Here is a 26004-nt window from a genome sequence, read left to right as displayed (position 1 = left end):
AGCACCATGGCACACGACGACGACTCGCAGGCTCTCGATAGGGCCTACCAGCCCTCTCCGGGGCTGGGTGTCGCAGTCAGCGATCCCGTGCAGAACCCGGGGCTTCCGCCGCACCGCGAGCGGATGACCGACAAGGACCCGCGCGCTGAGAAGACTGCGGAGCGCACGGTCTACACGCTGTTCTACCTCTCGCTGGCCGGAAGCATCTGGGCGGTCGCCGCCTACATGCTGTTCCCCATCGAGAGCGGCGCGCTCATCGACATCCGACAGAACAACCTCTTCATCGGTCTGGGCATCGCGCTCGCACTGCTGTCGATCGGAATCGGCGCGATCCACTGGTCCAAGGCGCTGATGAGCGACAAGGAGCACATCGAGCACCGCCACCCCACCCGTGGCAAGGACTCGACCCGCGAGGCCGTCGTCGAGGCGTTCGCCACGGCGAACGAGGAGTCCGGCTTCGGACGCCGCACGATGATCCGAAACTCGCTGTTCGCCGCGATCGTCGCCTCGATCATCCCCGGCGTGACGCTCTTCCGCGGTCTCGCTCCGCACAGCACTCCCGACGACCCCACTGCCGGCGATCCGGTCGTGCTGCTGAAGCAGACCATGTGGGAGAAGGGTCAGCGACTCGTGCGCGACCCCGACGGCACGCCGATCCGCGCCGCCGACGTCACCATCGGCTCCGCGTTCCACGTGATCCCGGAGGACCTCGCCGACCTCAGCCACCACGACGGCTACCTCGAGGAGAAGGCGAAGGCCATCGTGCTGATGATGCGCCTCCGTCCCGAGCAGCTCACCGAGGCCGAGGACCGCAAGGACTGGTCGTACGACGGCATCGTCGCGTACTCCAAGGTCTGCACCCACGTCGGCTGCCCTGTCGCTCTGTACGAGCAGCAGACGCACCACCTGCTGTGCCCCTGCCACCAGTCGCAGTTCGACGTGACCGATCACGCCAAGGTCATCTTCGGCCCGGCCGCACGCCCGCTGCCGCAGCTGCCCATCACCGTCGACGACGAGGGCTACCTCGTCGCACGCAGTGACTTCACCGAGCCCGTCGGCCCGAGCTTCTGGGAGCGCCATTGAGCACCGCAACGCTGTCCAAAGAGGACAAGGACAACAAGGCGCCCCTCGGCGGCCGATTCGTCGGCGCCGCGTCGAACTACATCGATGAGCGCACCAGCATCTCGGGCTTCGTCAAGGAGCTCGGACGCAAGATCTTCCCCGACCACTGGTCGTTCATGCTCGGCGAGATCGCTCTGTGGAGCTTCGTGGTCGTATTCCTCTCCGGAACCTTCCTGACGTTCTTCTTCCAGGCCTCGATGGTCGAGACGCACTACACCGGCGCGTACGCGCCGATGCGGGGCATCGAGATGTCGGCGGCTCTCGAGTCGTCGCTCCACATCTCGTTCGATCTGCGTGGTGGCCTCCTGGTCCGTCAGATCCACCACTGGGCCGCTCTCGTCTTCGTCGCCGGCATCGGCGTGCACATGCTGCGCGTCTTCTTCACCGGAGCGTTCCGCAAGCCGCGCGAGCTCAACTGGGTGATCGGATTCGTCCTGTTCATCCTCGCGATGGCCGAGGGCTTCACCGGCTACTCGCTCCCCGACGACCTGCTCTCGGGTAACGGTCTGCGCATCATCGACGGCATGATCAAGGGCTTCCCGCTCGTCGGCACCTGGATCTCGTTCCTGCTGTTCGGCGGCGAGTTCCCCGGCACCGACATCGTGGGCCGTCTCTACACGCTGCACATCCTGCTGCTCCCGCTCCTGGTCATCGGCCTGATCGCGGTGCACCTGATGCTCATGATCGTGAACAAGCACACGCAGTTCGCCGGCCCCGGGCGCACGAACGACAACGTCGTGGGCTACCCGATGATGCCGGTCTACATGTCGAAGATGGGCGGCTACCTGTTCATCGTCTTCGGCACGATCGTGCTGATCGCGACGTTCTTCCAGATCAATCCGATCTGGAACTACGGCCCCTACGACCCGTCCCCTGTGTCCGCCGGTACTCAGCCTGACTGGTACATCGGCTTCGCGGACGGTGCTCTCCGCCTCGCTCCGTCGAACCTCGACGTCGTGTTCCTGAACCACACCTGGTCGTTCGGAATCCTGCTCCCGGTGATCGTGCTCGGTCTGTTCATCGTGCTCGTGGCCGTCTACCCCTTCATCGAGGCGTGGATCACGGGAGACAAGCGCGAGCACCACATCGCCCAGCGTCCCCGCAACGCGGCGACCCGCACCGCCATCGGTGTGGCCGGGGTCATCTTCTACGCGGTGCTGTGGGCTGCGGCATCGTCCGACCTCATCGCCACGCACTTCATGCTCACGATGGAAGGCGTCATCCACACGCTGCAGGCGCTGCTGTTCGTCGGTCCCGTGCTCGGATACTTCATCGCCAAGCGCATCGCGATCGCTCTGCAGAAGAAGGACCGCGAGATCGTGCTGCACGGCTTCGAGTCGGGCCGCATCGTGCGCCTTCCCGGCGGTGAGTTCATCGAGGTTCATCAGCCGGTCGACAAGTACGACCGCTGGAAGCTCATCGACGTCGACGGCTACGAGCCCCTGGTGGTCCGTCCGAACGCGAAGGGCCGCATCTCGTGGACCGAGAACATGCGTTCGTCGATCTCGCGCTGGTTCTTCGAGGACCGTCTCGCCCCGCTCACGCAGGCGGAGGTAGAGGCTGCGGATTCTCACCAGCACCACGTCGAGGCTCGCAACGAGGAGACCGAGGCCGCGGAGATCCAGGGCGCTCACGAGCGCGCCGGCGCTCCTGACGCCCCTCTCACCTCCAGCGAGACGCACGTCGACGAGACGGCGAACACGCCCAGCACGGTCATCTCGACCGGGCCCGTGAAGAAGCCCCGCGCGAAGAAGAAGTCGGAGGACGGCGAGTAGGATCGCCGCTCCCCCCAGAAGGCCCTGTCCGTTCGCGGACAGGGCCTTCTTCACGTCCGGGTTCCTCTCACGTCGGCGTGGAAGGATCGTTCTATGAGCTCAGCAGTCCAACTCATCCGTTCCACCGATCTCGCCGCTGCACCGTACGCCTACGCGGCCACCGCTCCCACCGGCTCCCGCCTGATCTTCCTCGCCGGGGCCTGCCCTCTCGAAGACGACGGCAGCACCACCGCCCCCGGTGACTACGCCGCGCAGGCCGCCCGCTGCGTGCAGACCCTGCGTGCCGCGCTCCGTGCGAGCGGCGCAGAGCTGACCGATGTGATCAGCACCCGTGTCCTGGTCGCTTCGTCTTCCCAGAGCGATCTGGTGACCGCGTGGGACGTCGTCCACGAGGCCTTCGGGGATCACGACGTGCCGAGCACTCTGATGGGTGTCACTGTGCTCGGCTACGACGACCAGCTGGTCGAGATCGAGGCGATCGCCGCGGTCGCGGGGCAGACCCCGTGAGCGCCGTCATCCGCCCGGGAACAGCGGACGACGCCGAGGCGCTGCAGGCCGTAGAGGCCCAGGCCGACGCTCTTCTGATCGACAGGCTCGGCGCACCGCACTGGCCTGCCGCCGCCGATGGCGCCTCGAGACTCGCAGCGCCCGGTTTCGTCCTCGTGCTCGAGGAGTCCGAGGACTCCTCCCCCGTGGGCTTCGTCCACGTCCTGGATGCGGACGGCCATGCGCACCTCGAGCAGCTCTCCGTCCTGCCCTCCGCCGGACGGCAGGGCCATGGCCGGCGTCTCGTGGAGGCGGCGCTGGAAGAAGCGCGTGAACGCGGCTACACGAGGGTCTCACTGCGGACCTACGCGGAGATCCCATGGAACGCGCCGTTCTATGCCAGCTGCGGATTCCTCGAGAGCATCCCCGAGACGTCCTTCCAGCGCGCTCTGGTCGATACGGAGGCCCGCCTCGACCTCGACCGCTACGGCCGTCGCATCCAGATGACCGTGGAGCTCTGACGCCCCTTCGAGCTCTCACGCCCCTTCGACCCTCTCGCTCTCAAGGTGTTCGGCGCCGTCACCGGGCCTCGTGAGCGCCTTCCCGCTCCGGGGAACTGCAGCCCGCACCGACAGACAGGAAAAGCCCCTGGGATGAATCCCAGGGGCTTTGTCCGTCGTCTTGTCAGCGTGCGAAGTTGCCGCGGTAGTACTCGTACACCCATCCGACGATCGCGACCACGAAGATCGCGAGGCCGATCGGCAGGAGGAAGTGGCCGACGGCGAGTCCGACGACGAACACGGCCGCGGATCCTGCGAGGACCAGGGGCCACCAGGACCACGGGCTGAACTCGCCGAGTTCGGGATCTCCGTCGTCGATGTCGCTGGTCAGGATGTCCTCGGGCAGCTCGCCGTTCTGGGCCTTGTGCGTGCGGTCGAGGTAGAAGGCGATCATCGCCCCCATGAAGGTCGCGAAGAACAGTGCGACCGTTCCGACCCACTCGATCCGCTCAGCGAAGTTGTCCGCGGGCGTGGCGAGGATGTGCCAGCCCGTGTAGACGACGCCGACCAGGGCGAAGAAGGCGGTGAGGACCCACCAGAGGATGACGTTGTCGCGCATGGCTCAGTGGCCCTCTCGCTCGCCGGGTGCGGCAGGCGAGAACTCGGCCGCCTCCGGGTGGTTCAGGTCGAATGCCGGGCGCTCGCTGCGGATGCGCGGGATCGACGTGAAGTTGTGTCGCGGCGGCGGGCAGGACGTCGCCCACTCGAGAGATGCGCCGTAACCCCACGGGTCGTTGACGGTGACCTTGGGAGCCTTGCGAGCCGTGATCCAGACGTTCAGGAAGAACGGGAGCATCGACGCACCGAGGATCATCGCGCCGATCGTGGAGACCTGGTTCTGCCAGGTCCACCCGTCGGCTGCCGAGTAGTCCGCGTACCGGCGCACCATGCCGTCGACACCGAGCCAGTGCTGGATGAGGAACGTCATGTGGAAGCCGATGAACAGCAGCCAGAAGTGCACATAGCCGAGGCGCTCATTGAGCATGCGTCCCGTCCACTTCGGCCACCAGAAGTAGAAGCCCGCGAACATCGCGAACACCACGGTTCCGAAGACCACGTAGTGGAAGTGCGCCACGACGAAGTACGAGTCGGACAGTGCGAAGTCGAGGGGCGGCGCCGCGAGGATGACGCCGGTGAGGCCACCGAACACGAAGGAGACCAGGAATCCGAGGGCGAACACCATCGGCGTCTCGAACGTCACGGAGCCTCGCCAGAGCGTGCCGATCCAGTTGAAGATCTTCACTCCCGTCGGAACTGCGATGAGCATCGTCATCAGCGCGAAGAAGGGCAGCAGCACGGATCCGGTCACGTACATGTGGTGAGCCCACACCGCCACGGACAGCGCCGCGATCGCGATCGTCGCGTAGACCAGGGTCTTGTATCCGAAGATCGGCTTGCGGCTGAACACCGGGAAGATCTCGGAGACGATGCCGAAGAACGGCAGCGCGATGATGTACACCTCAGGGTGTCCGAAGAACCAGAACAGGTGCTGCCACAGCAGGACGCCGCCGTTGGCGGGGTCGTAGATGTGAGCGCCGAGAACTCGGTCCGCACCGGCGGCGAAGATCGCCGCGGCCAGCACCGGGAACGCCATCAGGATGAGGAGGCTGGTGATCAGCGTGTTCCAGGAGAAGATCGGCATGCGCCACATGGTCATGCCGGGGGCGCGCATCGTGATGATGGTCGTGATGAAGTTCACAGCGCCGAGGATGGTGCCGAAGCCCGAGATCCCCAGGCCCAGCATCCAGAGGTTTCCACCCGCGCCCGGAGAGAACGAGGCGCTCGCGAGCGGCTGGTAGGCGAACCAGCCGAACGAGGCCGCACCCTGCGGGGTGAGGAAGCCGGCGACCGCGATGGTCGATCCGAACAGGAAGAGCCAGAAGGCGAAGGCGTTCAGACGCGGGAACGCCACATCCGGCGCTCCGATCTGCAACGGCAGGATCGCGTTCGCGAATCCCGCGAAGAGCGGCGTCGCGAACATCAGCAGCATGATCGTGCCGTGCATCGTGAACAGCTGGTTGTACTGCTCCTTGGTCGGGATGATCTGCATCCCGGGGGCGAACAGCTCTGCGCGGATGACGAGCGCCATCACGCCACCGAGGAGGAAGAACAGCACCGAGGCGATGAGGTACATGTACCCGATCGTCTTGTGGTCGGTGGAGGTGATCCACTTGACGACAATGTTGCCCTTCTGCTCCACACGCGAGGAGCTCATCAGAGCGGCCTGGCGGGCGGGCAGATCGGTGGGACGGGAGCGGGGAGCCTCGTCGGTGCGGGGTGCTTCAGTGGTCGACATGGCTTACTCCTCTCCTTCCTCGGAGTCGGTCGGTGCAGTGGTGCCCGGGTAGTTGCCCAGACGGTCGTAGGCATCGGTGATGTCTCCGGTGTTGCCTTCTTCTTCGAGCGTCTGCAGGTACGCGTCGTACTCGTCCTGCTCGACGACCTTGACGTTGAAGAGCATCATCGAGTGGTACTCGCCGCAGAGCTCGGCGCACTTGCCGGCGTACTCGCCGACTCGGGTCGGGATGAACGACCAGGAGTTGTCCTTCCCGATGTACATGTCCTTCTTGTACAGGAAGTCGATGATCCAGAACGAGTGGATGACATCGCGCGACTGCAGGTTGATCGTGACCTTCTTGTCGACCGGCAGGACGAGCGTGGGCAGCTGCTCCTGGTCGATGTTGCCGGCGGCGTCGGGCTGCGCCTGGATGCCCATGGTCCAGACGGCGTCGGAGTTGTCCTCCTCCTCACCGTCGTACTGGAAGTCCCATGCCCACTGCTTCGCGATCGCGGTGATCTCGACGTCGGGCTCATCCCACTTCGCCTCGATCGCGGTCTGGTCGCGAGCGGTGAAGAAGAACATGCCGAGGACCAGGATGAGCGGAACGATCGTGTAGAAGATCTCGATCGGCATGTTGTAGCGCATCTGGACCGGCAGACCGGTCTGTCCCTTGCGGCGACGGTAGGCGATCGCGGCCCAGGCCATGAGGCCCCAGGTGATCACACCGACGGCGAGCAGGACGATCCAGGAGTTCACCCAGAGCGACGAGACGCGCTCGGTCTGGTTGGTGGCCGCAGGCTCACCCTCCACGAAGCCCGGCAGGTAGCCGTTCAGCTCGGTGGCAGTACATCCCGCCAGGGCCACGGCTGCCGCTACTCCCAGGGGGAGAGCGGCCCAACGAAGGCGGCGTTTCGAGGGCACGATGCACCTTTCAGATTGCGGACAGGGCACACCCAAGTCTAGGGCAACCTCACACCTGATTCATGCCAACCACGCAGGTTGCCACGAGGGGGAACGGGGTCAGTGGAAGCTGTCTCCGCAGGCGCAGCTGCCGGCGGCGTTGGGGTTGTCGATCGTGAAGCCCTGCTCCGAGATCGTGTCCTTGAAGTCGATCGACGCACCGTCGAGGTACGGGACGCTCATGTTGTCGATGATGACCTCGACACCGTCGAAGTCGACGGTCTCGTCGCCCTCGAGGTAGCGCTCGTCGAAGTACAGCTGGTAGATCAGGCCGGAGCATCCGCCGGGCTGGACGGCGACGCGCAGACGCAGGTCGTCGCGGCCTTCCTGCTCGAGGAGATTCTTCACCTTGATCGCGGCGGCGTCGGTCAGCTTCACGCCGTGCGCCTGGGTGGACTCTGCTGCAGTCAGTGTGGTGTCGCTCATGTCGCTCCTTGTGACGGGCCGTGATCACACGGCTGGTGACTCGATTTTACCCTCCGGCCGGACGGTCGGGCTCAGATGATGGTGTCGTTCATGCGCGAGAGCAGCAGGGCCTCGGTCGCCACCGCGTGGCGGAAGGTGTCGAGGTGCAGCGATTCGTTCGGGCTGTGTGCCCTCGAATGCGGATCCTCGACCCCCGTGACCAGGATCTGGGCGGCGGGGAACTCGCGCACGAGATCGGAGATGAAGGGGATGGATCCCCCCACACCCAGATCGATCGGAGCAACGCCGTACCCGTCACGCATGGCGTCGCGGGTCAGCGAGACCGCCCACCCGCTGGTGTCGACGAGGAAGCCGTCGCCCAGGTCGACGTCGGAGAACGTCAGCTCGGCGCCGAACGGCGCATGCGCGCGAAGGTGTGCTTCGAGTGCCGCGTACGCGTCGTCTGCGGACTGCCCCGGCGCCACCCTGGCGCTGATGACGACGGTCACCTCGGGGAGCAGCGTGTTCGACGCTGCGGAGACACTCGTGGCGTCGATCCCGATGACCGTGACCGACGGCTTGTTCCAGATGCGGCTGAGGATCGTCCCGCCGCCGATCGGCGTCGTGCCCGGCAGCAGTCCGGCCTCGTCGCGCAGCGTCTCCTCGCCGTACTCGGGCGTGGGCGCGTCGCGCTCCGTCATCCCCTCGACCGCGACAGACCCGTCGTCGTTCCAGAGAGTGGACAGCATCCTGACCGTCGTCATCATGGCGTCGGGGACCGCTCCCCCGAACATCCCGGAGTGGGAGGCATGATCGAGCGTGCGCACGCGCACCGTGAACCGCGCGTTGCCCCGCAGCGACACGGTCAGTCCGGGGGTGACCGAGTCCCAGTTTCCGGAGTCCGCGACCACGATCGCGTCGGCGCGCAGCGCCTCCTTGTTGTCGGAGAGGAACTGCGCGAACGAGCGCGAGCCGTACTCCTCCTCCCCCTCGATGAACATGGCGATGCCCAGATCGAGATCGTCGCCCCGCACCTCCGCGAGCGCGCGGATGGCCGCGATGTGCGCCATGATCCCGGCCTTGTCGTCCGCGGCGCCTCGGCCGTACATGCGACCGTCTCTGACCGTGGGCTCGAACGGCGGGGTCTCCCACAGCTCGTCGTCGCCGGGAGGCTGCACGTCGTGGTGCGCGTACAGGAGGATCGTGGGCTTGCCGTTGCGGGCAGCGCGGGTCGCGAGCACGGCGGGCTGGCCCTTCTCGTCCGTTCCGGGGATGTCCGCACGGAGGATCCTGACGTCGTCGAACACGCCGGTGTCGGTGGCGAGGGCCGCGACGGCCTCTGCGCTGCGCTCGAGCTGCGTCTGATCGAACGCGGGCCAGGCCATGCCGGGGATGCGGACGAGGCGGCCGAGATCGCTCAGGGCCGCGGGAAGCCCCGTCGACGCCGCCTCGAGGAGCGCGGGCTCACGAGAGTCGGACGGATTCTGGTCACCGGGGTGGGCAGGAGATGTCATGCGAGTAATCTTAAGGTGATCCGCCTTCACCGAACCGAGGAACCTCGTGGCCACTACCCCTGTCTCCCCTCCGACGAACGACGACGCCCCGGAGACGCCGGCGCCGGGCAAGGGGCGCGCGACTCCGTCCAGGGCGGAGCAGGAGGCGGCACGCCGCCGCCCGCTGGTGGCGAACACGAAGGAGGCGAAGGCCGCGGCCCGCGCCGAGCTCAACGAGCGTCGCAACCGCGCCCAGGCCGGTCTCGCGGCCGGCGAGGAGAAGTTCCTGCCGCCCCGCGACAAGGGCCCGCAGCGTCGATGGGTGCGGGACTACGTCGATTCCGGGTGGCACCCGGCGGAGTTCGTGATGGGCGTGATGGTGCTCGTCATCCTCATCTCGTTGCTGCCCGCGAATCTCGCCATCGGCGGATTCGCCGTCGCCGGGTGGGCCTACCTGGTCATGATGGCGTACCTGATCCTCGCGATCGGCGGGATGGTGCTGCTCGGCATCCGCGTCAAGCGCAAGGTGGCCGCGAAGTTCGGCGCTGATCGGATGGAACGCGGACTCGGCTGGTATGCGGCCATGCGATCCCTGCAGATGCGTTTCATGCGCCTGCCCAAGCCTCAGGTCAAGCGCGGCGACCGTCCCGCCTGACCCCGCACACGGAAGAGGCGCCTCCCGCTCGACAGCAGGAGGCGCCTTTTCCGTACGGCGCGCGGATCCGTTCAGCGGGCGGCGAGCCCGCGGTTGATCTCGCGGCCCCAGAACGGCCCGCGGTAGAGGAACGCCGTGTAGCCCTGAACCAGCGTGGCTCCGGCCTCGAGGCGCTCCTGCACGTCGGAGGCCGTCTCCACTCCCCCGACGGCGATGACGCAGAAATCCTCGGGCACGGCGGAGCGCACCAGACGGAGCACCTGCAGCGAACGCTCCTTGAGCGGTGCGCCGGACAGGCCGCCCGCTCCCAGCGCCTCGACCGTCGAGGCATCGGTCACGAGCCCTTCGCGACTGATGGTGGTGTTGTGCGCGATGATGCCGTCGAGTCCCTCGTCGACGGCCAGCTTCGCGATCGCGGTGATCTCGTCGTCGGGCAGGTCCGGGGCGATCTTGACCAGCAGCGGCGTCTCTCCCGCGGCCTTCTGCACGGCCCGCAGCAGCGGGGCGAGCGTCTCGACGGCCTGCAGACCACGAAGGCCCGGCGTGTTCGGCGAGGAGACGTTCACAGCCAGGTAGTCCGCCAGCGGAGCGAGCTTCGTGGCGGACGAGACGTAGTCGGCCGTGGCATCCTCGACGTCGACGACCCGACTCTTGCCGATGTTGACGCCGATGACCGTGTCGGGCGCTCCCCGGCGCAGCCGCGCGAGGCGCCGCGCGACGGCATCCGCACCCTCGTTGTTGAAGCCCATGCGGTTGATGACCGCGCGGTCGGCGATGAGGCGGAAGAGCCGCGGACGCGGGTTTCCCTCCTGCGGGATCGCCGTCACGGTGCCGACCTCCACGTGGCCGAATCCGAGGGCCGCGAGACCGCGCACGCCGACGGCGTTCTTGTCGAAGCCTGCTGCGATGCCGAACGGCGAGGCGAAGCTCAGACCCAGTGCGTCGACCCGCAGGGTCGGGTCGGGCCTGGTGTATGCACGTGTGACGCGGGCGAACGGGCCTGCGCCGAGCACGCGGATCACCGCCATGCCGGCGTGGTGGGCGAACTCGGGGTCGAAGCGCGACAGGACAGCGCGGAAGAGCAGCGGATACATCACTGCCAGATTACCGGTCGGCGAGCTCCGGATCCGCGTGGTCCGCACGGAGGTCGGTGATGGCGCTCTCGAAGTCGTCGAGCGAGTCGAACGCCTGGTAGACGCTCGCGAAACGGAGGTACGCGACCTCGTCGAGGTCGCGCAGCGGCCCGAGGATCGCCAGCCCGATCTCGTTGGTGTCGAGCTGCGAGACGCCGGTCTGGCGCACCGCCTCCTCGACGCGCTGAGCGAGCACGGCGAGATCGGCCTCGGTCACCGGACGACCCTGGCAGGCCTTGCGCACACCGGAGATCACCTTCTCGCGGCTGAACGGCTCCATCACGCCCGAGCGTTTGATGACGTTGAGGCTCGCGGTCTCCGTGGTCGTGAACCGGCCGCCGCACTCCGGACATTGGCGGCGTCGACGGATCGACAGACCGTCATCGCTGGTGCGGGAATCGATGACCCGGGAATCCGGATGACGACAGAAGGGGCAGTGCATCTGACCGATCCTACGCCGTGAAACGAGCCTCGATCGCCTCACCGTGAGCGGGCAGCACCTCGGTGTCGGCGAGAGCGACGACGCCGGCGCGAACCTCGGCCAGCGCGGCGCGGTCGTAGGCGATGACCTGCTGCGGACGCAGGAACGTGTACGCGCCGAGCCCCGGCGCGTACCGAGCCTGCCCGCCCGTCGGCAGCACGTGGTTGCTTCCGGCCATGTAGTCGCCCAGGCTGACGGGGGTGTGATCGCCGACGAACACCGCTCCGGCGCTCGTGAACGACGCGGCCGCGGCCTCGGCACCCGCCAGGTGCAGCTCGAGGTGTTCCGGAGCGTAGGCGTTACTGAACGCCGCCGCCATCGCACGGTCGTCCACCAGCACGATCGCGGACTGCGGTCCGTCGAGCGCCGCCGCGACACGCACCGCGTGCCGGGTCGCGATCGCCCGCGTGCGGACTTCCTCCACCACCCGATCAGCCAGATCCGCGGAGTCCGTGACCAGGACCGCGGAGGCCTGCTCGTCGTGCTCGGCCTGGCTCACGAGATCTGCGGCGATGAGTCGCGGGTCCGCCTCGGCGTCCGCGACGACGAGGATCTCGGTGGCACCCGCCTCGGAGTCCGTGCCGACGACACCGGCCACCGCGCGCTTCGCGGAGGCGACGTAGTTGTTACCGGGGCCGGACAGCACGTCCACCGGATCCAGCCCGATGCCGGCGACCCCGTACGCGAAGGCCCCGATCGCTCCCGCGCCGCCCACCGCGTACACCTCGGTGATGCCGAGCAGGCCCGCTGCGGCGAGGATCGTCGGGTGCACGCGCCCGTCCTGGTCGCGCTGCGGCGGGGATGCGAGGGCGATCTGCTCCACCCCCGCGACCTGCGCGGGGACGACGTTCATGATCACGCTCGACGGGTAGACCGCCTTCCCGCCGGGGATGTAGACGCCCGCTCGATGCACCGGCTGCCAGCGCTGCGTGATGGTCGCCCCGGCGCCGATGCGCGTCACCTGGGACGCCGGCACCTGGGCGGCAGAGGCGATGCGGACGCGGCGGATCGCCTCGTCGAGAGCGGCACGGACCTCGGGGTCGAGGCTCGCCATCGCCTCCTCGATGTGCGCCGCCGGAACGCGGAGATCGTGGCCGACGACCCCGTCAAACCGCTCCGCCTGCTCCCGCAGCGCCTCCTCGCCGCGCTCTCGGACATCGTCGACGATGCGCGCCGCCGTGTCGAGGGCCTCGGCCCTGGCCTGGGTGGCGCGCGGAACCGCCGCGAGCATGTCAGCCGGCGAGAGCTCGCGCCCCCGCAGATCGATCGTGCGCAAGATCAGCCCTTCGTGATGTCAGCGATGTCGTGCAGGTAACCGATGCGACCGTCGTCGTGTCGGATGACGTAGGCGCCGCCACGGTCTTCGATGACCAGGGCCCAGGCGCTCGGGCCGATCCGGAAGATCGCGTCGCCTCGCTCGTCATGGACGTCGCGTTCGGTCTGCGCGAGGATCCAGAACGGCTGCGCGGCCGTCATCGCGGCGTGAGCCGCCGTCTCGTCGCGATCGTCCTCGTCGTCGATGGTGGGAAGAGCGACGGTGCGCGGGGACGAGACGTCGTACGCCGTGGCCCCCAGCAGGGACTCGATGCTGCCGGTGTCCGAGAGGATCTCCTGCGTCTGGCCCCGGGACCGTCGGGAGTACGTCGGCACGTACTCCTCGTCGGCGGTCGCGTCCTCGGTGCCCGTGCCGCCCCCGGAGGCGTGCGCGGCGAGCGGCACCTGCTCGGCGAGATCGATCCGGGCGACCTCGTCCGTGGCGTGCTCCCCCGAGAGTTCGACGTCGAGCCCGCCGGCGGGGAGCGGCGTGGTGGTGTACGCCGGCGTGGCCGAGCTCGCCGATGCATCCCCGGCGACGGGAGCCTGCCCGGAGACGGCGCCGAGATCATCCGTCTGGACCGGATCAGCCGCGAGGGTGGGCTCCACGAACAGAGCGTGGTCACCGGCGAGCTGCGCGGACCCGGATGCCAGCGGCTCCTGGGCGGGAGCCTGCCAGTCCTGGGCGGGAGCCTGCTGCTCCTGGGCGGACGCATCCGTCGTCCAGGAGGAATCCTGCAGAGCCTCGTCTGCCGTGGCCTCCGCTGCGACCGGGGCGGAGTCGGCTGCGACCGTCGCGGCCGTCGGCTCGGGTCGAGGACGCGGGATCACCGGACGGACGGGGTTGGCATTGCGGTGGGCGAGTGTGACCAGTCGCCCCTGGAAGTCCTCCTTGAGCCCCGGTACCAGGGGCGCGAAGACCGTCAACACCACGAGCGCCAGTGCAGCGATGAGCTGGACGACACCGTTCCAGGAGAGTCCGAAGGCTCCGATCTCGATTGCGACGGTCACTGCGCTCCACAGCGCGCCGAGCCAGTAGACGGCGGCGACGGAGAACGCGACCGAGGCGAACTGATCGATCCCCAGCGAGCCGACCCGGCGGATCCCGTCGGGCGAGAAACGTCGCAGGATGAGCAGGAAGACCGCGGCCGTCGGGACTCCGACCGGGAGCACCCACTGGATCCCGGTGCCCCAGATCGAGACACCGCCGAGGTGCGGGAAGAACGACGCGATGAACGCGATGGCCCAGACGCCCACGATCAGCAGCTCGCGCAGAGTGAATCCGATGATGCCGAACTCCGGCGTCACCTCCTCGTCGTACAGCACGCCGTCGTCGTCGGAGAAGACCTCGTCGGCCGTGTGCTCCGTCGACGCCGTCCGGTCATCGGCATCCGTGCCGGCGCCGCTGAGGAAGGGTGATTCCGTGCTCATGGGGAGGGTCCTTTCGCCACGGTGCAGAGCTTCTGACGCCCGCACCCGAACGCGTCCTGATACTACCCGGTGCGTCCGTGAGGTCCTCACCGGAAGACGCCCCTCACGGGACCGCGGTCACCCCAGGCAGGTGGGTCCGAGGAGGGACTTCAGATCTCCGAACAGATCAGCCGTCACCTTGACCGGCATGGGGACCTCGAACACCTTCGCGGTGTTCCCGCGGTGCACCCGCAGCACCACCTCGGTCTCGCCGTTGTGTCGCCGCAGCACCTCGGCGAGCTCGTTCATGACCCGCTCGGTCGCACGCTGTTCTGCGAGCACGAGCGACAGCGGGCCCGCTGCATCGAAGGACCCCACATCGGGGGCGAACGCCGACTGGGCATGCAGGTTGAGCCCGTCATCACGTCGCGACACCCGACCGCGCACGGCCAGAATGGAGTCCTGCTGCAGGACGTGCTGGAACTCGGTGTAGGTCTTTCCCATGAACATGACCGTCACCTCGCCGTTGAAGTCCTCGATCGTGATCATGCCGTACGGGTTCCCGCTGGCCTTCGCGACGCGATGCTGCACGCTCGTGACGAGCCCGGCGACGGTGACCTGGTCGCCGTCCTGCACGTCGTCGGAGTTGTTGAGGACGTGGATCGAGATCGACGCGTGCTTCGCCAACGGGACCTCGAGACCGGCGAGCGGATGGTCCGAGACGTAGAGTCCGAGCATCTCGCGCTCGAAGGCGAGCTTGTCCTTCTTGATCCACTCCGGACGCGGCGGCACCTTGGCGGGTGCGACCTCTTCGACGCCGTCGTACAGGCTGTCGAAGTCGAATCCGATCGCTCCCTGTGCCTCGTTGCGTTTGCGGTCGACGGCGGCCTCGACCGCATCCTCATGCACTTCGAGCAGCGCGCGGCGCGTGTCTCCCAGCGAGTCGAACGCACCGGCCTTGATCAGCGACTCCACGGTGCGCTTGTTCGAGACGTGCAGCGGCACCTTCTCGAGGAAGTGGTGGAACGAGGTGAACCGCTCGCCCTTGCGGGCCTGAACGATGCCCTCGACGACGTTGCTGCCGACGTTGCGCACCGCTCCGAGGCCGAAGCGGATGTCGTCGCCCACGGCCGCGAAGTAGTTGATCGAGTCGGAGACATCTGGGGGAAGCACCTTGATGCCCATCCGTCGGCACTCGTTGAGGTACAGCGCCATCTTGTCCTTCGAGTCCCCGACGCTGGTGAGCAGCGCCGCCATGTACTCGGCGGGGTAGTGCGCCTTGAGGTAGGCGGTCCAGTACGAGACCACCCCGTACGCGGCCGAGTGCGCTTTGTTGAAGGCGTAGTCGGAGAACGGCAGCAGGATCTCCCAGATCGCGTTCACAGCGCCGTCGGAGTATCCGTTGGCGTGCATGCCGGCCTGGAAGCCCTCGAACTGCTTGTCGAGCTCGGACTTCTTCTTCTTTCCCATCGCGCGACGCAGGATGTCGGCCTGTCCGAGCGAGAACCCCGCCACGCGCTGGGCGATGGCCATGACCTGCTCCTGATAGATGATCAGGCCGTAGGACTCGTCGAGGATGTCGGCCAGCGACTCGGTGAATTCCGGGTGGATCGGAGTGATCGGTTGCTGGCCGTTCTTGCGCAGCGCGTAGTTCGTGTGCGAGTTCGCGCCCATGGGCCCCGGCCGGTACAGCGCGATGAGCGCCGAGATGTCGCCGAAGTTGTCGGGCCGCATGAGCCTCATGAGGGACCGCATCGGACCGCCGTCGAGCTGGAACACGCCGAGCGACTCGCCTCGGCCGAGCAGCTCGTAGGCTCCGCGGTCGTCGAGCTCGAGCTTCTCGAGGTCGAGCTCTTCGCCGCGGTTGGTGCGGATGTTGTCGAGGGCGTCCGAGATGATCGTGAGGTTGCGCAGCCCGAGGAAGTCCATCTTGATCAGACCGAGGGACTCGCAGGACGGATAGTCGAACTGCGTGACGATCTGGCCGTCCTGCTCGCGGCGCATGATCGGGATGATGTCGATCAGCGGCTCGGACGACATGATCACGCCCGCGGCGTGGACGCCCCATTGGCGCTTCAGCCCCTCGAGACCCAAAGCGCGGTCGAAGACCGTCTTCGCCTCGGGGTCGGTCTCGATCAGGGCGCGGAACTCGCTCGCCTCTTTGTACCGCTTGTGCGCCGTATCGAACATGCCGCCGAGCTCCATGTCCTTGCCCATGACGGGAGGCGGCATGGCCTTGGTGAGACGCTCACCCATGCTGAACGGGAAGCCGAGCACGCGGCCGGCATCCTTGAGGGCCTGCTTCGACTTGATGGTGCCGTAGGTGACGATCTGCGCCACGCGCTCCGAGCCGTACTTGCGCGTCACGTAGTCGATGACCTCGCCGCGGCGACGATCATCGAAGTCGACGTCGAAGTCGGGCATCGAGACGCGGTCCGGGTTGAGGAACCGCTCGAAGATAAGACCGTGCTCGAGCGGGTCGAGGTCGGTGATCCGCATCGCGTAGGCGACCATCGAGCCGGCGCCGGAGCCTCGACCCGGTCCGACGCGGATGCCGTTGTCCTTTGCCCAGTTGATGAAGTCGGCGACGACGAGGAAGTAGCCGGGGAAGCCCATCTGCAGGATGATGCCGGTCTCGTACTCCGCCTGCGTGCGGACCTTGTCGGGGATTCCGTTCGGGTACCGGTAGTGGAGGCCGGCCTCGACCTCTTTAATGAGCCAGCTGTCTTCGGTCTCGCCGTCCGGCACGGGGAAGCGCGGCATGTAGTTCGCCGCCGTGTTGAACTCGACCTCGCAGCGTTCGGCGATCAGCAGCGTGTTGTCGCACGCCTCGGGGTGGTCGCGGAACAGCTGACGCATCTCGGCTGCGGTCTTGATGTAGTAGCCGTCGCCGTCGAACTTGAACCGATTGGGGTCGTCGAGTGTCGAGCCGGACTGGACGCAGAGCAGCGCCTCGTGCGCGCCGGCCTCGTGCTGGTGGGTGTAGTGGGAGTCGTTGGTGCCGACCAGCGGGATCTGCAGGTCCTTGGCGAGCCGGATGAGGTCGGTCATCACCCGACGCTCGATGGACAGACCGTGGTCCATGATCTCGGCGAAGTAGTTCTCCTTGCCGAACAGGTCCTGGAACTCCGCCGCGGCCGCACGCGCGGCGTCGTACTGACCGAGACGCAGCCTGGTCTGGATCTCGCCCGAGGGGCAGCCGGTCGTGGCGATCAGCCCTTTGCCGTACGTCTGCAGGAGCTCCCGGTCCATGCGGGGCTTGAAGTAGTAGCCCTCCATGCTCGACAACGAGCTGAGGCGGAAGAGGTTGTGCATCCCCTGGGTGGTCTCGCTCCACATCGTCATGTGGGTGTACGCGCCGGAGCCCGAGACGTCATCGCTCTTCTGATCCGGCGAGCCCCACTGCACTCGGGTCTTGTCGCTGCGATGGGTGCCCGGGGTGACATAGGCCTCGAGACCGATGATCGGTTTGACCCCGGCCGCGTTGGCGGCCTTGTAGAACTCGAATGCGGCGAAGGTGTTGCCGTGATCGGTCACCGCGATGGCCGGCATCTCGTAGTCCGCGGCGGCCTGAGTCATCGCCGCGATCTTCGCCGCCCCGTCGAGCATCGAGTACTCGCTGTGCACGTGCAGATGGACGAAGGAGTCGGATGCCATGCCTTCGAGTCTACGGCTGACCCCCGACATCGGAGCCGCTGCGGGGGGTCGCCCCGGCCCCTCGAAGATCGAGGCGCATGAGCACCCGGGGGAAGCCGTCGAGCGTGGATCGCGTGTCGGTCGCCTTGGTGAATCCCGCCGCCTCGAACAGCGCCCTCGTCCCGACATACGCCATCGTGAGGTTCACCTTCACGCCACGGTTGTCGACGGGATAGCCCTCGATCGCCGGTGCGCCCAGCCTCTTCGCGTGCGCGACGGCCCCCTCGATCAGCGCGTGCGATATGCCCTGCCTGCGGTGCCCCGGACGCACCCGCACGCACCAGAGCGACCACACGTCGAGGTCGTCGATGTGCGGGATGAGCCTGTTCCTCGCGAACGTGGTATCCCGGCGGGGATGAACCGCCGCCCACCCGACAGGTTCGTCGTCGAGGTAGACGATCACGCCGGGAGGCGGGTCCTGCTGGCAGAGCTCCCGCACGCGATCCGCGCGCTGGGAGCCTCGCAGCTCGTTGTTCTCTTTGCTGCCGATCCGATAGCTCAGGCAGAAACACACGTTCGACGTCGGCTTCTTCGGCCCCACGAGAAGGGCCACGTCGTCGAACTCGGTCGCCGATCGCACCTCGATGCTCATGCCGAGAGTCTGATGCACCCCACGGACATCGTCGAGCATCTCGATCGGTTCCCGACGGGGATGGACGACTCGGAACGGGCTATTCGCCGCGCAGGATCTCCAACGCATGCTCGAAATCCGCAGGGTAAGCCGACTCGAACTGCACCCACTCCCCCGTGGCGGGGTGCGAGAACCCGAGCTTGTGCGCGTGCAGCCACTGCCGGGTGAGGCCGAGCCGTGCCGACATCGTCGGGTCCGCGCCGTAGAGAGGGTCGCCGACGCACGGATGCCGGAGCGCGGCCATGTGCACGCGGATCTGATGCGTGCGCCCCGTCTCCAGGTGGATCTCCAGCAGAGACGCTCCCGGGAACGCCTCGAGCGTCTCGTAATGGGTGACCGACGGCTTGCCGTCCGGCGTCACCGCGAACTTCCATGAGTGGTTCGGATGCCGTCCGATCGGTGCCTCGATCGTCCCCGTCAAGGGATCGGGGTGCCCCTGCACGACCGCGTGGTAGATCTTCTCGACCGTGCGCTCCTTGAAGGCATGCTTCAGCGCGGTGTACGCGGATTCGCTCTTGGCGACGACCATGAGCCCGCTCGTGCCGACATCGAGTCGGTGCACGACACCCTGTCGTTCAGGCGCGCCGCTCGTCGCCACACGGAACCCCGCCGCGGCCAGCGCACCCACCACCGTGGGGCCCTCCCAGCCGAGGGACGGATGAGCGGCGACGCCGGTCGGCTTGTCGACCACCACGATGTCGTCGTCGTCGTACACGATGCCCAGCTCGGGGACCGCGATCGGGATGATGCGCGGCTCCTCCTTCGGCTGCCATTCGACCTCGAGCCAGCCACCGCCGCGAAGGCGATCCGACTTGTCGAGCGTGACACCGTCGAGGCGCACGCCTCCGGCTGCGGCGACGTCCGCTGCGAACGTGCGGGAGAACCCGAGCATCTTGGCCAAGGCGGCGTCGACGCGCGTTCCCTCCAGTCCGTCGGGAACGGGGAGAGAGCGGGACTCCACGCTCAGCGTCCGTCCGACGCGGGCGCACCCGGCGTCGTACCGTCGAGGCGTGAGGAACCAGCCTCGGCGGAGGAGGACTCCGCATCGGCGTCGACAGCGGCGGCCTCGGCCTCTTCATCGGTCTCGACGGCGACGTGATCGCGGTCGCGGGTGCCATCGAACCGCAGCCCGAACACCACGAGCAGCGCCACGGAGATCATGCCGGTGACGATGAAGATGTCGGCCACGTTGAAGATCGCCGGCATCATCCAGGGCATGGAGATCATGTCGACCACATGACCCATCGGGAAACCGGGATCGCGGAACAGGCGATCGGTCAGGTTACCCAGCACACCGCCGAGGAGGCAGCCGAGCACGACGGCCCAGAGCCGGGAGCGGAGGCCTGTGGCCTTCCACACGATCACGCAGGCGACGACCGCGAGTGCAATCGTGAAGATCCATGTGACGTCGGACCCGAGCGAGAAGGCGGCACCGGGGTTGCGGACGTAGTACAGCTGAAGGAACTCGCCCAGCACGGGGACCGGCTCCTGCAGCGGCAGGTTCTCGGTGGTGAGGTACTTCACAAACTGATCGGCGGCCAGCACGAGCGCTGCGAGAATCGCAACGATCGCGCCGGCCGCCGACCGACGAAGGGCGGGGCGTCCTGGCAAAAGGACGACCTACAGTCCGATCGCGGAGACCGGAGTCGAGTCCGTGGATCCCGACTTCTCGTCGAGGTCGCGGAGCTGGCCCTCGATGTATCCGCGCAGCTGCGAGCGGTAGTCGCGCTCGAAGTTGCGGAGCTCGGTGATGCGGGCCTCGAGCGTGTTGCGCTCGCGCTCCAGGCGTGCCGACTCCTCGCGCTGCTTGGCCTCGGCCTCGGTGCGGATGCGGTTCACCTCGCCCTCGGCGTCGGCGATGAGCTGGTCGCGCTTGGCTTCACCCTCAGCGACGTGCTCGTCGTGCAGACGCTGTGCGAGCTCGATGATCCCGGCCGTGGCGGTCGCCGAGCCGGAAGGCGTCGGCTCGGCCGGGGCGGGAGCCTCGGCGGCGACAGGAGCAGGGGTCTCGGCGACGGGAGCAGGAGCCGCGGCGGCGACAGGAGCGTCACCGGACTCGAATGCTGCCAGCTTGGCCTTGAGCTCGGCGTTCTCCTCGAGGGCCTTGCGCCACTCGATGACGATCTCGTCGAGGAAGTCGTCGACCTCGTCGGGGTCGAAGCCGTCCTTGAAACGGACGTGCTGGAACTGCTTGGTGACGACGTCATCCGGGGTAAGTGCCATGGTGGCTCCTTCGATGAGTTCGGTTGCCAGTATTGATGATGGCATGGTCGAGATGTGGCGCGAACCCGGGGCGCGCACCTGGGAGCCAAGCATAGCCCCCGTGCCTGTCAGCCGCGACGACACGACACTCGGGCTCGGCGAAATCTCCGGGCTGTCAGATGAAGTTCCGCACGATGCTCATCAGGATCAGGACGATCAGGATGGTGATCGAGAAACCGAAGTCCAGAGAGATCCCGCCGATCCGGAGGGGCGGGATGATTCGCTGGAAGAACCGCACGGGCGGGTCGGTGACGGTGTACACGAGCTCGGCCGCGATGAGGCCTGCACCCTTGGGCCGCCATTCCCGATTGAACAGCGGGATGTAGCTGAGGATGAGTCGAGCGAACAGCACGATCAGATACAGCAGAAGCGCCAGATGGACGATGCTGGCGATGATGGAGACGACGATCCCCACGGTCTACGACTGGTCGAAGCCCGCAGACTCAGCGTCTGCGTGCGCGATTCCCCCGTGGCCGGACACCGAGATGTTCTCCGGAGAGAGCAGGAACACCTTCGAGGTGACCCGCTCGATACGGCCGTAGAGGCCGAGCGAGAGCCCGGACGCGAAGTCGATCAGACGGCGAGCGTCTGCGTCGCTCATCTGAGAGAGGTTGATGATGACCGGGACACCCTCGCGGAAGCTCTCGGCGATGAGCTGCGCATCGCGGTACTGCTTCGGGTGCACGGTGAGGATCTCGTTCACTGCCCCTCCTGCGGGCTGACGCACGGCGACGGGGCGCCGCAGCGGGGTGACGGGGGCCGGCGCGGGCTCTTCCCGATCACGGTCACGGTCGCGGTCACGCTCGCGCTGGGCGCGGGCGGGAGCCGGCTCTTCGTAGACCTCTTCCTCATCGGCGAGGCCGAGATACACCATGGTCTTCTTCAGCGGGTTACCCATCGTGTCCTCCGGTTCGAACGAGTCGGGTTGGTCTGTTCACAGGTTAACCCCGGTCGGGGCGGGGGCCCGTGATTGCGGAGCCGATCCGCAGGTGTGTCGCGCCCGCATCGATGGCCTCGACGAAATCGCCGGTCATCCCGGCCGAGATCCAGGTCGCGGACGGCTCGAGCAGGCGCACCTGATCGGCCACCAGCCGCAGCCGGGAGAAGGCGGATGCCGGCTCCTCGTCGAGCGGAGCGACGGCCATCACGCCGCGCAGCCGCAGCGAGGACAACGACAGGATGTGCTCGGCGAGGGTCGACGCGTCGGCGGGCTCGATCCCGCCGCGCCCTTCGTCCTTCGTGAGGTTCACCTGGATAAGCACGTCGAGCGGCTCGTCACCCTCGGCCACCCGGTGCAGGGCGTCCGCCAGCTTCGCCCGATCGAGCGAGTGCACGGCATCCGCGCTCCGACGGATCGCCGACGCCTTGTTGGTCTGCGCCTGCCCGATGAAGTGCCAGCGGACATCCAGGTCGTCCACCTCGGAGACCTTCGAGGTGAGCTCCTGCTGACGGTTCTCCCCCACCTCGCGGACCCCCAGCGCGTGCAGGTCGCGCACTAGGGACGCGGGGTGGAACTTGGTCACGACGATCCGGGTGATCTCCGAGGGGTCGCGGTCCGCGCGGCGCGCGGCGTCGGCGATCCGTTCGTCGATCGCCGACAGCCGCGCGGCCAGAGCCGAACGGCTCTGGCCGGGGCCGTCCGTCACTTCAGGAATTCGGGGATGTCGATGTCGTCGTCGGCGAAGGCCGGCTCGATGCTGGTCGTCGCGACGCGCTGCTGCACGCGCTCCGGTGCGGCAGGCTCTGCGGCGGGCGTACTCTCTTCGTCCTTCGACAGCGTCACCTCGGGCAGCGCGCTCGCGGCGGCGGGACGCGTGACGACCATCGGGTCGAGGCGGAGCGACGGCTCGCCGCTGTCGAAGCCGGCGGCGATCACGGTGACGCGCACCTCATCGCCGAGCGTGTCGTCGATGACGGTACCGAAGATGATGTTCGCCTCGGGGTGCGCTGCCTCCTTGACGAGGTCAGCGGCGTCGTGGATCTCGAAGATGCCGAGGTTCGATCCGCCCTGGATCGAGAGCAGCACGCCGTGCGCTCCCTCGATGCTCGCCTCGAGGAGCGGCGACTCGACGGCCAGCTCTGCGGCCTTGATCGCCCGGTCGGCGCCGCGGGCGGATCCGATTCCCATGAGTGCGGATCCCGCACCCTGCATGACGGACTTGACGTCCGCGAAGTCGAGGTTGATCAGACCCGGCGTCGTGATGAGGTCGGTGATGCCCTGGACACCCGCGAGGAGCACCTGGTCGGCCGTGGCGAAGGCCTCGATCATCGAGATGCCGCGGTCGCTGATCTCGAGGAGACGGTCGTTCGGCACCACGATGAGGGTGTCGACCTCTTCCTTGAGCTTCACCACGCCGGCCTCGGCCTGGCTCTGACGGCGACGGCCCTCGAACGAGAACGGCTTGGTGACGACGCCGATGGTCAGCGCGCCGATCGACTTCGCGATGCGTGCGACGACGGGAGCTCCACCGGTTCCGGTTCCGCCTCCCTCGCCCGCGGTCACGAAGACCATGTCGGCTCCCGTGAGCGCCTGCTCGATCTCTTCCGCGTGGTCTTCCGCGGCGCGGCGCCCCACCTCGGGGTCGGCTCCTGCGCCGAGACCACGGGTGAGCTCGCGACCGACGTCGAGCTTGACGTCGGCGTCGCTCATGAGCAGCGCCTGGGCGTCGGTGTTCACGGCGATGAACTCGACTCCGCGAAGACCGAGGTCGATCATGCGGTTGACGGCGTTGACGCCGCCACCGCCGACGCCGACGACCTTGATGACGGCGAGGTAGTTCTGGTTCTGGCTCATGGCCGGCCTCCGAGTAGTCGAGCCTGTCTATGGGTGAGAATCCAGGGCTTGAACCTTAAACCTCAACTAGAGGTGTAAAGTATTTCCCGGTATTGGTTTCTCTTGTTCGAAGGTAAGCGCGATGCACACGCGCGCACGCAGCGACACGGGCGTGTCGCCCGTTTGACGCCGAAAGTCAGCCGACGACGACGGCGTGCGGCGACGTGACGTCGATGGAGGACGCCCCGGGATTGCCGATCAACGTCTTCGAGAGGACCTCGCTCTTCATCGGTGAGTTCTCCGAGCTCCCCCACACGACGGTCAGTCCGGTGTTCAGCGTGAGCGTCACGTCGTCGGCCGTCGTCGCTCTGACTCCGGTGAGCGCGGCACGCAGATCCGTCGGGACCGAGCGTATGACGAGTCCGGCGCTCTCGAACGCGTCCGAATCCGTGCCGCCCTCGATGTCGAGCAGGGGCTGCCCCTCCGGCTGATCCGAGGTCGTGGAGAGCGCGACGCCCGCCGCATCGACCAGCGTGTACCCCGCATCCGAGCGGATGACGCCGACGGGGGTCCGCTCGACGATCCTCACCGTCAGGTCATGCGGAGGCTTCGCTTCGAGCGCGTAGGTCTCTATCAGCGGGAAGCCCAGCAGGGCCGCCTTCACCTCGCTCGAGTCGACGAGCGCCAGAGGCGTGCCCACCTGCCCCGCCAGAGCGGTCTCGACCGCGGCAGGATCGAGGGTCGAGGCGCCGACGACCGTGACCTTCTCGACCGCGAAGAGCGGGCTGTACGCCGCGATCACCGTGCCGCCCACCACCACGGCGATCGCGCCGACGGTGCTCAGCCAGATGATGCGGCGACGACGCGACCGCTGCGTGAATCGCCGGATCTCGGCTCTCAGCGCCTTGCGGCGCGCTCGGGCCGCGCGCCACACGTCACGCGTGGACGTCGGACGATCCGACGCCTGCTGCAGGGTCTCGTCCGCACCGTCGGCCTGCGAGCCCACGGGCTGATCCGCACCGGTGTGTGTGGGGGGGTCGTCGCCCTGCGCACGAGATGCCCGACCCGCGCCACGGCGTCGCGACGCGCTGCCGCCGTCTGCGGCCCCCGCGGGCGGGGTGGGGAGCGCAGGTGGACGCCGCATCGGCTAGGCCTCGGTGGTGCGCAGCGACTCGAGCACCTGCGGGATGATCTGGTAGACGTTGCCGCAGCCGAGAGTCACGACGAAGTCGCCCTCACGCGCGACGGATGCCGCGTAGTCGGCCGCCTGCTGCCAGTCCGCCACGTAGTGCACGTGCGCGGGGTCGCGGAATGCGCCACTCACCAGCTCGCCCGTGACGCCGGGGACCGGATCCTCCCGCGCACCGTAGACGTCGAGCATCACCGTGTGATCGGCGTGGGCCTCGAGCACGTCGGCGAACTCCTGGAACATGTGCTGCGTGCGCGAATAGGTGTGCGGCTGCTGGATCGCGATGATGCGACCGGCGCCTGCGAGGGAGCGCATGGCCTCGAGCGCCGCGCGCACCTCGGTCGGGTGATGCGAGTAGTCGTCGTAGACCGTCACACCGCGTTCGACGCCGTGCTGCTCGAGACGACGCACCGTGCCGGCGAAGCCTTCGACGGCACGCGCGGACTCGGCGAGCCCGAAGCCGACGGAGAGGAGGACCGTGATGGCACCCGCCGCGTTGATCGCGTTGTGCACTCCCGGCACGGCCAGCTGCAGACGGACGCTCTCGTCGCCGCGACTGATCGTCGCGGAGACGGGCCCCGCTGCCACGATGTCGGTGACGCGCACGTCGGCATCCTCCGCCTGTCCGAAGGTGAGGACGTGCGGATGCGACAACCCTGCCCCGACCCGCAATGCCCCCGGGTCGTCGCTGGAGATGACGACGGCCTCGGTCGCGGCATCGGCGAAGCGGACGAACGCATCGTGGAACGCCTCGTCGGAACCGTAGTGGTCGAGGTGGTCGGGGTCGACGTTGGTGATGAGTGCCACGGCCGTGTCGTAGAGCAGGAAGGTGCCGTCGGACTCGTCGGCCTCGATCACGAACAGCTCCCCCGTGCCCGTCGCACTGGAGATGCCCAGCTGCTCGATGACGCCGCCGTTGACGAAGTTCGGATCCGCGCCGAGTGCCTGCAGAGCCGTCACGATCATGCCGGTCGACGTGGTCTTGCCGTGCGCGCCTGCGACCGAGACCAGTCGGCGCGAACCGATGAGCCAGTGCAGTGCCTGCGAACGGTGGATCACGTGCAGGCCGCGCTCCTTCGCCGTGACGAACTCCGGGTTCTCGGGCCAGATCGCGCCGGTGTGCACCACGGTGTCCGCATCGCCGAGGTGAGCCGCGTCGTGCCCCACATGGACGACCGCCCCGGCGGCCGCGAGGGCGCGCAGATTGTCGCTGTCGGCGCGGTCGCTCCCGGACACCCGGATGCCCGCGTCCAGGAACATCCTGGCGAGGCCGCTCATGCCGGAACCACCGATGCCGATGAAGTGGGCGGAGGAGATCGACTCGGGGATCGGGAGGGAGAGGTCAGGTCTGATCATGTCGGATTCAGTCTACTTTTCG

Annotated in this window: 25 protein-coding genes; 5 read left to right on the top strand and 20 right to left on the bottom strand. The window is 67.5% G+C overall.

The window, feature by feature from the left end; translation table 11 throughout:
* Nucleotides 1-6: 6 nt before the first annotated feature.
* The 4 genes from FQ142_RS06780 (at nt 7) to FQ142_RS06765 (ending at nt 3904) form a co-directional block, all read left to right on the top strand.
* Nucleotides 7-1083 (top strand): ubiquinol-cytochrome c reductase iron-sulfur subunit, encoded by a 1077-nt coding sequence (locus FQ142_RS06780; protein ID WP_056418511.1) that lies wholly within the window; start codon nt 7-9, stop codon nt 1081-1083.
* Nucleotides 1080-2897 carry a cytochrome b gene (locus FQ142_RS06775; protein ID WP_149422751.1) on the top strand — a complete coding sequence of 606 codons (1818 nt, stop codon included), beginning with the start codon at nt 1080-1082 and terminating at the stop codon, nt 2895-2897. The genes FQ142_RS06780 and FQ142_RS06775 overlap by 4 nt, the downstream gene beginning before the upstream one ends.
* A gap of 93 nt (nt 2898-2990) precedes the next feature.
* Nucleotides 2991-3404 carry a RidA family protein gene (locus FQ142_RS06770; protein ID WP_262492086.1) on the top strand — a complete coding sequence of 138 codons (414 nt, stop codon included), beginning with the start codon at nt 2991-2993 and terminating at the stop codon, nt 3402-3404.
* Nucleotides 3401-3904 (top strand): GNAT family N-acetyltransferase, encoded by a 504-nt coding sequence (locus tag FQ142_RS06765; protein WP_262492085.1) that lies wholly within the window; start codon nt 3401-3403, stop codon nt 3902-3904. Before FQ142_RS06770 ends, FQ142_RS06765 begins: the two co-directional genes overlap by 4 nt.
* A gap of 163 nt (nt 3905-4067) precedes the next feature.
* On the opposite strand, the gene FQ142_RS06760 is transcribed toward FQ142_RS06765, so the two are convergent.
* The 5 genes from FQ142_RS06760 to FQ142_RS06740 form a co-directional block, all read right to left on the bottom strand.
* On the bottom strand, nt 4068-4502 hold the full coding sequence (locus tag FQ142_RS06760) for a cytochrome c oxidase subunit 4 (RefSeq protein WP_056418523.1): 435 nt from the start codon (nt 4500-4502) through the stop codon (nt 4068-4070).
* Between the two features lie 3 nt (nt 4503-4505).
* A complete protein-coding gene (gene ctaD / locus FQ142_RS06755; protein WP_056418526.1) occupies nt 4506-6239 on the bottom strand; it encodes a cytochrome c oxidase subunit I in 1734 nt (577 codons plus the stop codon).
* Nucleotides 6240-6242: 3 nt separating this feature from the next.
* Nucleotides 6243-7145 (bottom strand): cytochrome c oxidase subunit II, encoded by a 903-nt coding sequence (gene coxB, locus FQ142_RS06750; protein ID WP_056418529.1) that lies wholly within the window; start codon nt 7143-7145, stop codon nt 6243-6245.
* 99 nt (nt 7146-7244) lie between these two features.
* Complete coding sequence (gene erpA / locus FQ142_RS06745; protein ID WP_045253746.1) at nt 7245-7610, bottom strand: iron-sulfur cluster insertion protein ErpA; 366 nt, start codon at nt 7608-7610, stop codon at nt 7245-7247.
* A gap of 71 nt (nt 7611-7681) precedes the next feature.
* Entirely contained in the window at nt 7682-9103 is a 1422-nt protein-coding gene (locus FQ142_RS06740; protein ID WP_056418532.1) for a dipeptidase, read from the bottom strand.
* Nucleotides 9104-9149: 46 nt separating this feature from the next.
* On the opposite strand from FQ142_RS06740, the gene FQ142_RS06735 reads away from it, so the two are divergent.
* The gene (locus tag FQ142_RS06735) at nt 9150-9737 is read left to right on the top strand and encodes a DUF3043 domain-containing protein (RefSeq protein WP_045253744.1); all 588 of its coding nucleotides are present in this window, start codon (nt 9150-9152) and stop codon (nt 9735-9737) included.
* A 71-nt stretch (nt 9738-9808) separates the two neighbouring features.
* On the opposite strand, the gene FQ142_RS06730 is transcribed toward FQ142_RS06735, so the two are convergent.
* The 15 genes from FQ142_RS06730 to murC form a co-directional block, all read right to left on the bottom strand.
* Nucleotides 9809-10831, bottom strand: a complete 1023-nt coding sequence (locus FQ142_RS06730; RefSeq protein WP_149422749.1) for a quinone-dependent dihydroorotate dehydrogenase — start codon at nt 10829-10831, stop codon at nt 9809-9811.
* A 10-nt stretch (nt 10832-10841) separates the two neighbouring features.
* Entirely contained in the window at nt 10842-11312 is a 471-nt protein-coding gene (gene nrdR, locus FQ142_RS06725) for a transcriptional regulator NrdR (protein ID WP_045253742.1), read from the bottom strand.
* 10 nt (nt 11313-11322) lie between these two features.
* Nucleotides 11323-12630, bottom strand: a complete 1308-nt coding sequence (gene hisD, locus FQ142_RS06720; RefSeq protein ID WP_223145285.1) for a histidinol dehydrogenase — start codon at nt 12628-12630, stop codon at nt 11323-11325.
* Nucleotides 12630-14096 (bottom strand): hypothetical protein, encoded by a 1467-nt coding sequence (locus tag FQ142_RS06715; RefSeq protein WP_262492084.1) that lies wholly within the window; start codon nt 14094-14096, stop codon nt 12630-12632. The genes hisD and FQ142_RS06715 overlap by 1 nt, the downstream gene beginning before the upstream one ends.
* Nucleotides 14097-14213: 117 nt before the next feature.
* The gene (gene dnaE, locus FQ142_RS06710; protein WP_149422747.1) at nt 14214-17732 is read right to left on the bottom strand and encodes a DNA polymerase III subunit alpha; all 3519 of its coding nucleotides are present in this window, start codon (nt 17730-17732) and stop codon (nt 14214-14216) included.
* 10 nt (nt 17733-17742) lie between these two features.
* Nucleotides 17743-18363: a GNAT family N-acetyltransferase gene (locus FQ142_RS06705; protein WP_149422746.1), complete on the bottom strand. Its 621-nt coding sequence runs from the start codon at nt 18361-18363 to the stop codon at nt 17743-17745.
* 79 nt (nt 18364-18442) lie between these two features.
* Complete coding sequence (locus FQ142_RS06700) at nt 18443-19363, bottom strand: RluA family pseudouridine synthase (protein ID WP_056418543.1); 921 nt, start codon at nt 19361-19363, stop codon at nt 18443-18445.
* A 2-nt stretch (nt 19364-19365) separates the two neighbouring features.
* The gene (gene lspA, locus FQ142_RS06695; protein ID WP_253386330.1) at nt 19366-20013 is read right to left on the bottom strand and encodes a signal peptidase II; all 648 of its coding nucleotides are present in this window, start codon (nt 20011-20013) and stop codon (nt 19366-19368) included.
* Nucleotides 20014-20022: 9 nt separating this feature from the next.
* Complete coding sequence (locus tag FQ142_RS06690; protein ID WP_149422745.1) at nt 20023-20625, bottom strand: DivIVA domain-containing protein; 603 nt, start codon at nt 20623-20625, stop codon at nt 20023-20025.
* Nucleotides 20626-20779: 154 nt separating this feature from the next.
* Entirely contained in the window at nt 20780-21079 is a 300-nt protein-coding gene (locus tag FQ142_RS06685) for a YggT family protein (protein WP_230109549.1), read from the bottom strand.
* Between the two features lie 3 nt (nt 21080-21082).
* Nucleotides 21083-21562, bottom strand: a complete 480-nt coding sequence (locus FQ142_RS06680) for a cell division protein SepF (RefSeq protein ID WP_056418549.1) — start codon at nt 21560-21562, stop codon at nt 21083-21085.
* Between the two features lie 43 nt (nt 21563-21605).
* Nucleotides 21606-22310, bottom strand: a complete 705-nt coding sequence (locus FQ142_RS06675; protein ID WP_149422744.1) for a YggS family pyridoxal phosphate-dependent enzyme — start codon at nt 22308-22310, stop codon at nt 21606-21608.
* Nucleotides 22307-23458, bottom strand: coding sequence for a cell division protein FtsZ (gene ftsZ, locus FQ142_RS06670; RefSeq protein WP_149422743.1), 1152 nt, complete (start codon nt 23456-23458; stop codon nt 22307-22309). The genes FQ142_RS06675 and ftsZ overlap by 4 nt, the downstream gene beginning before the upstream one ends.
* Nucleotides 23459-23633: 175 nt before the next feature.
* Nucleotides 23634-24443: an FtsQ-type POTRA domain-containing protein gene (locus FQ142_RS06665; RefSeq protein ID WP_262492083.1), complete on the bottom strand. Its 810-nt coding sequence runs from the start codon at nt 24441-24443 to the stop codon at nt 23634-23636.
* A gap of 141 nt (nt 24444-24584) precedes the next feature.
* Nucleotides 24585-25982, bottom strand: a complete 1398-nt coding sequence (gene murC / locus FQ142_RS06660) for a UDP-N-acetylmuramate--L-alanine ligase (RefSeq protein WP_149422741.1) — start codon at nt 25980-25982, stop codon at nt 24585-24587.
* Nucleotides 25983-26004: the final 22 nt, after the last annotated feature.

Source organism: Microbacterium sp. ANT_H45B (assembly GCF_008369345.1).
Lineage (GTDB): Bacteria > Actinomycetota > Actinomycetes > Actinomycetales > Microbacteriaceae > Microbacterium.
Note: the sequence above shows the minus strand (reverse complement) of the source record. Positions and strands in the feature narration are given on the sequence as shown.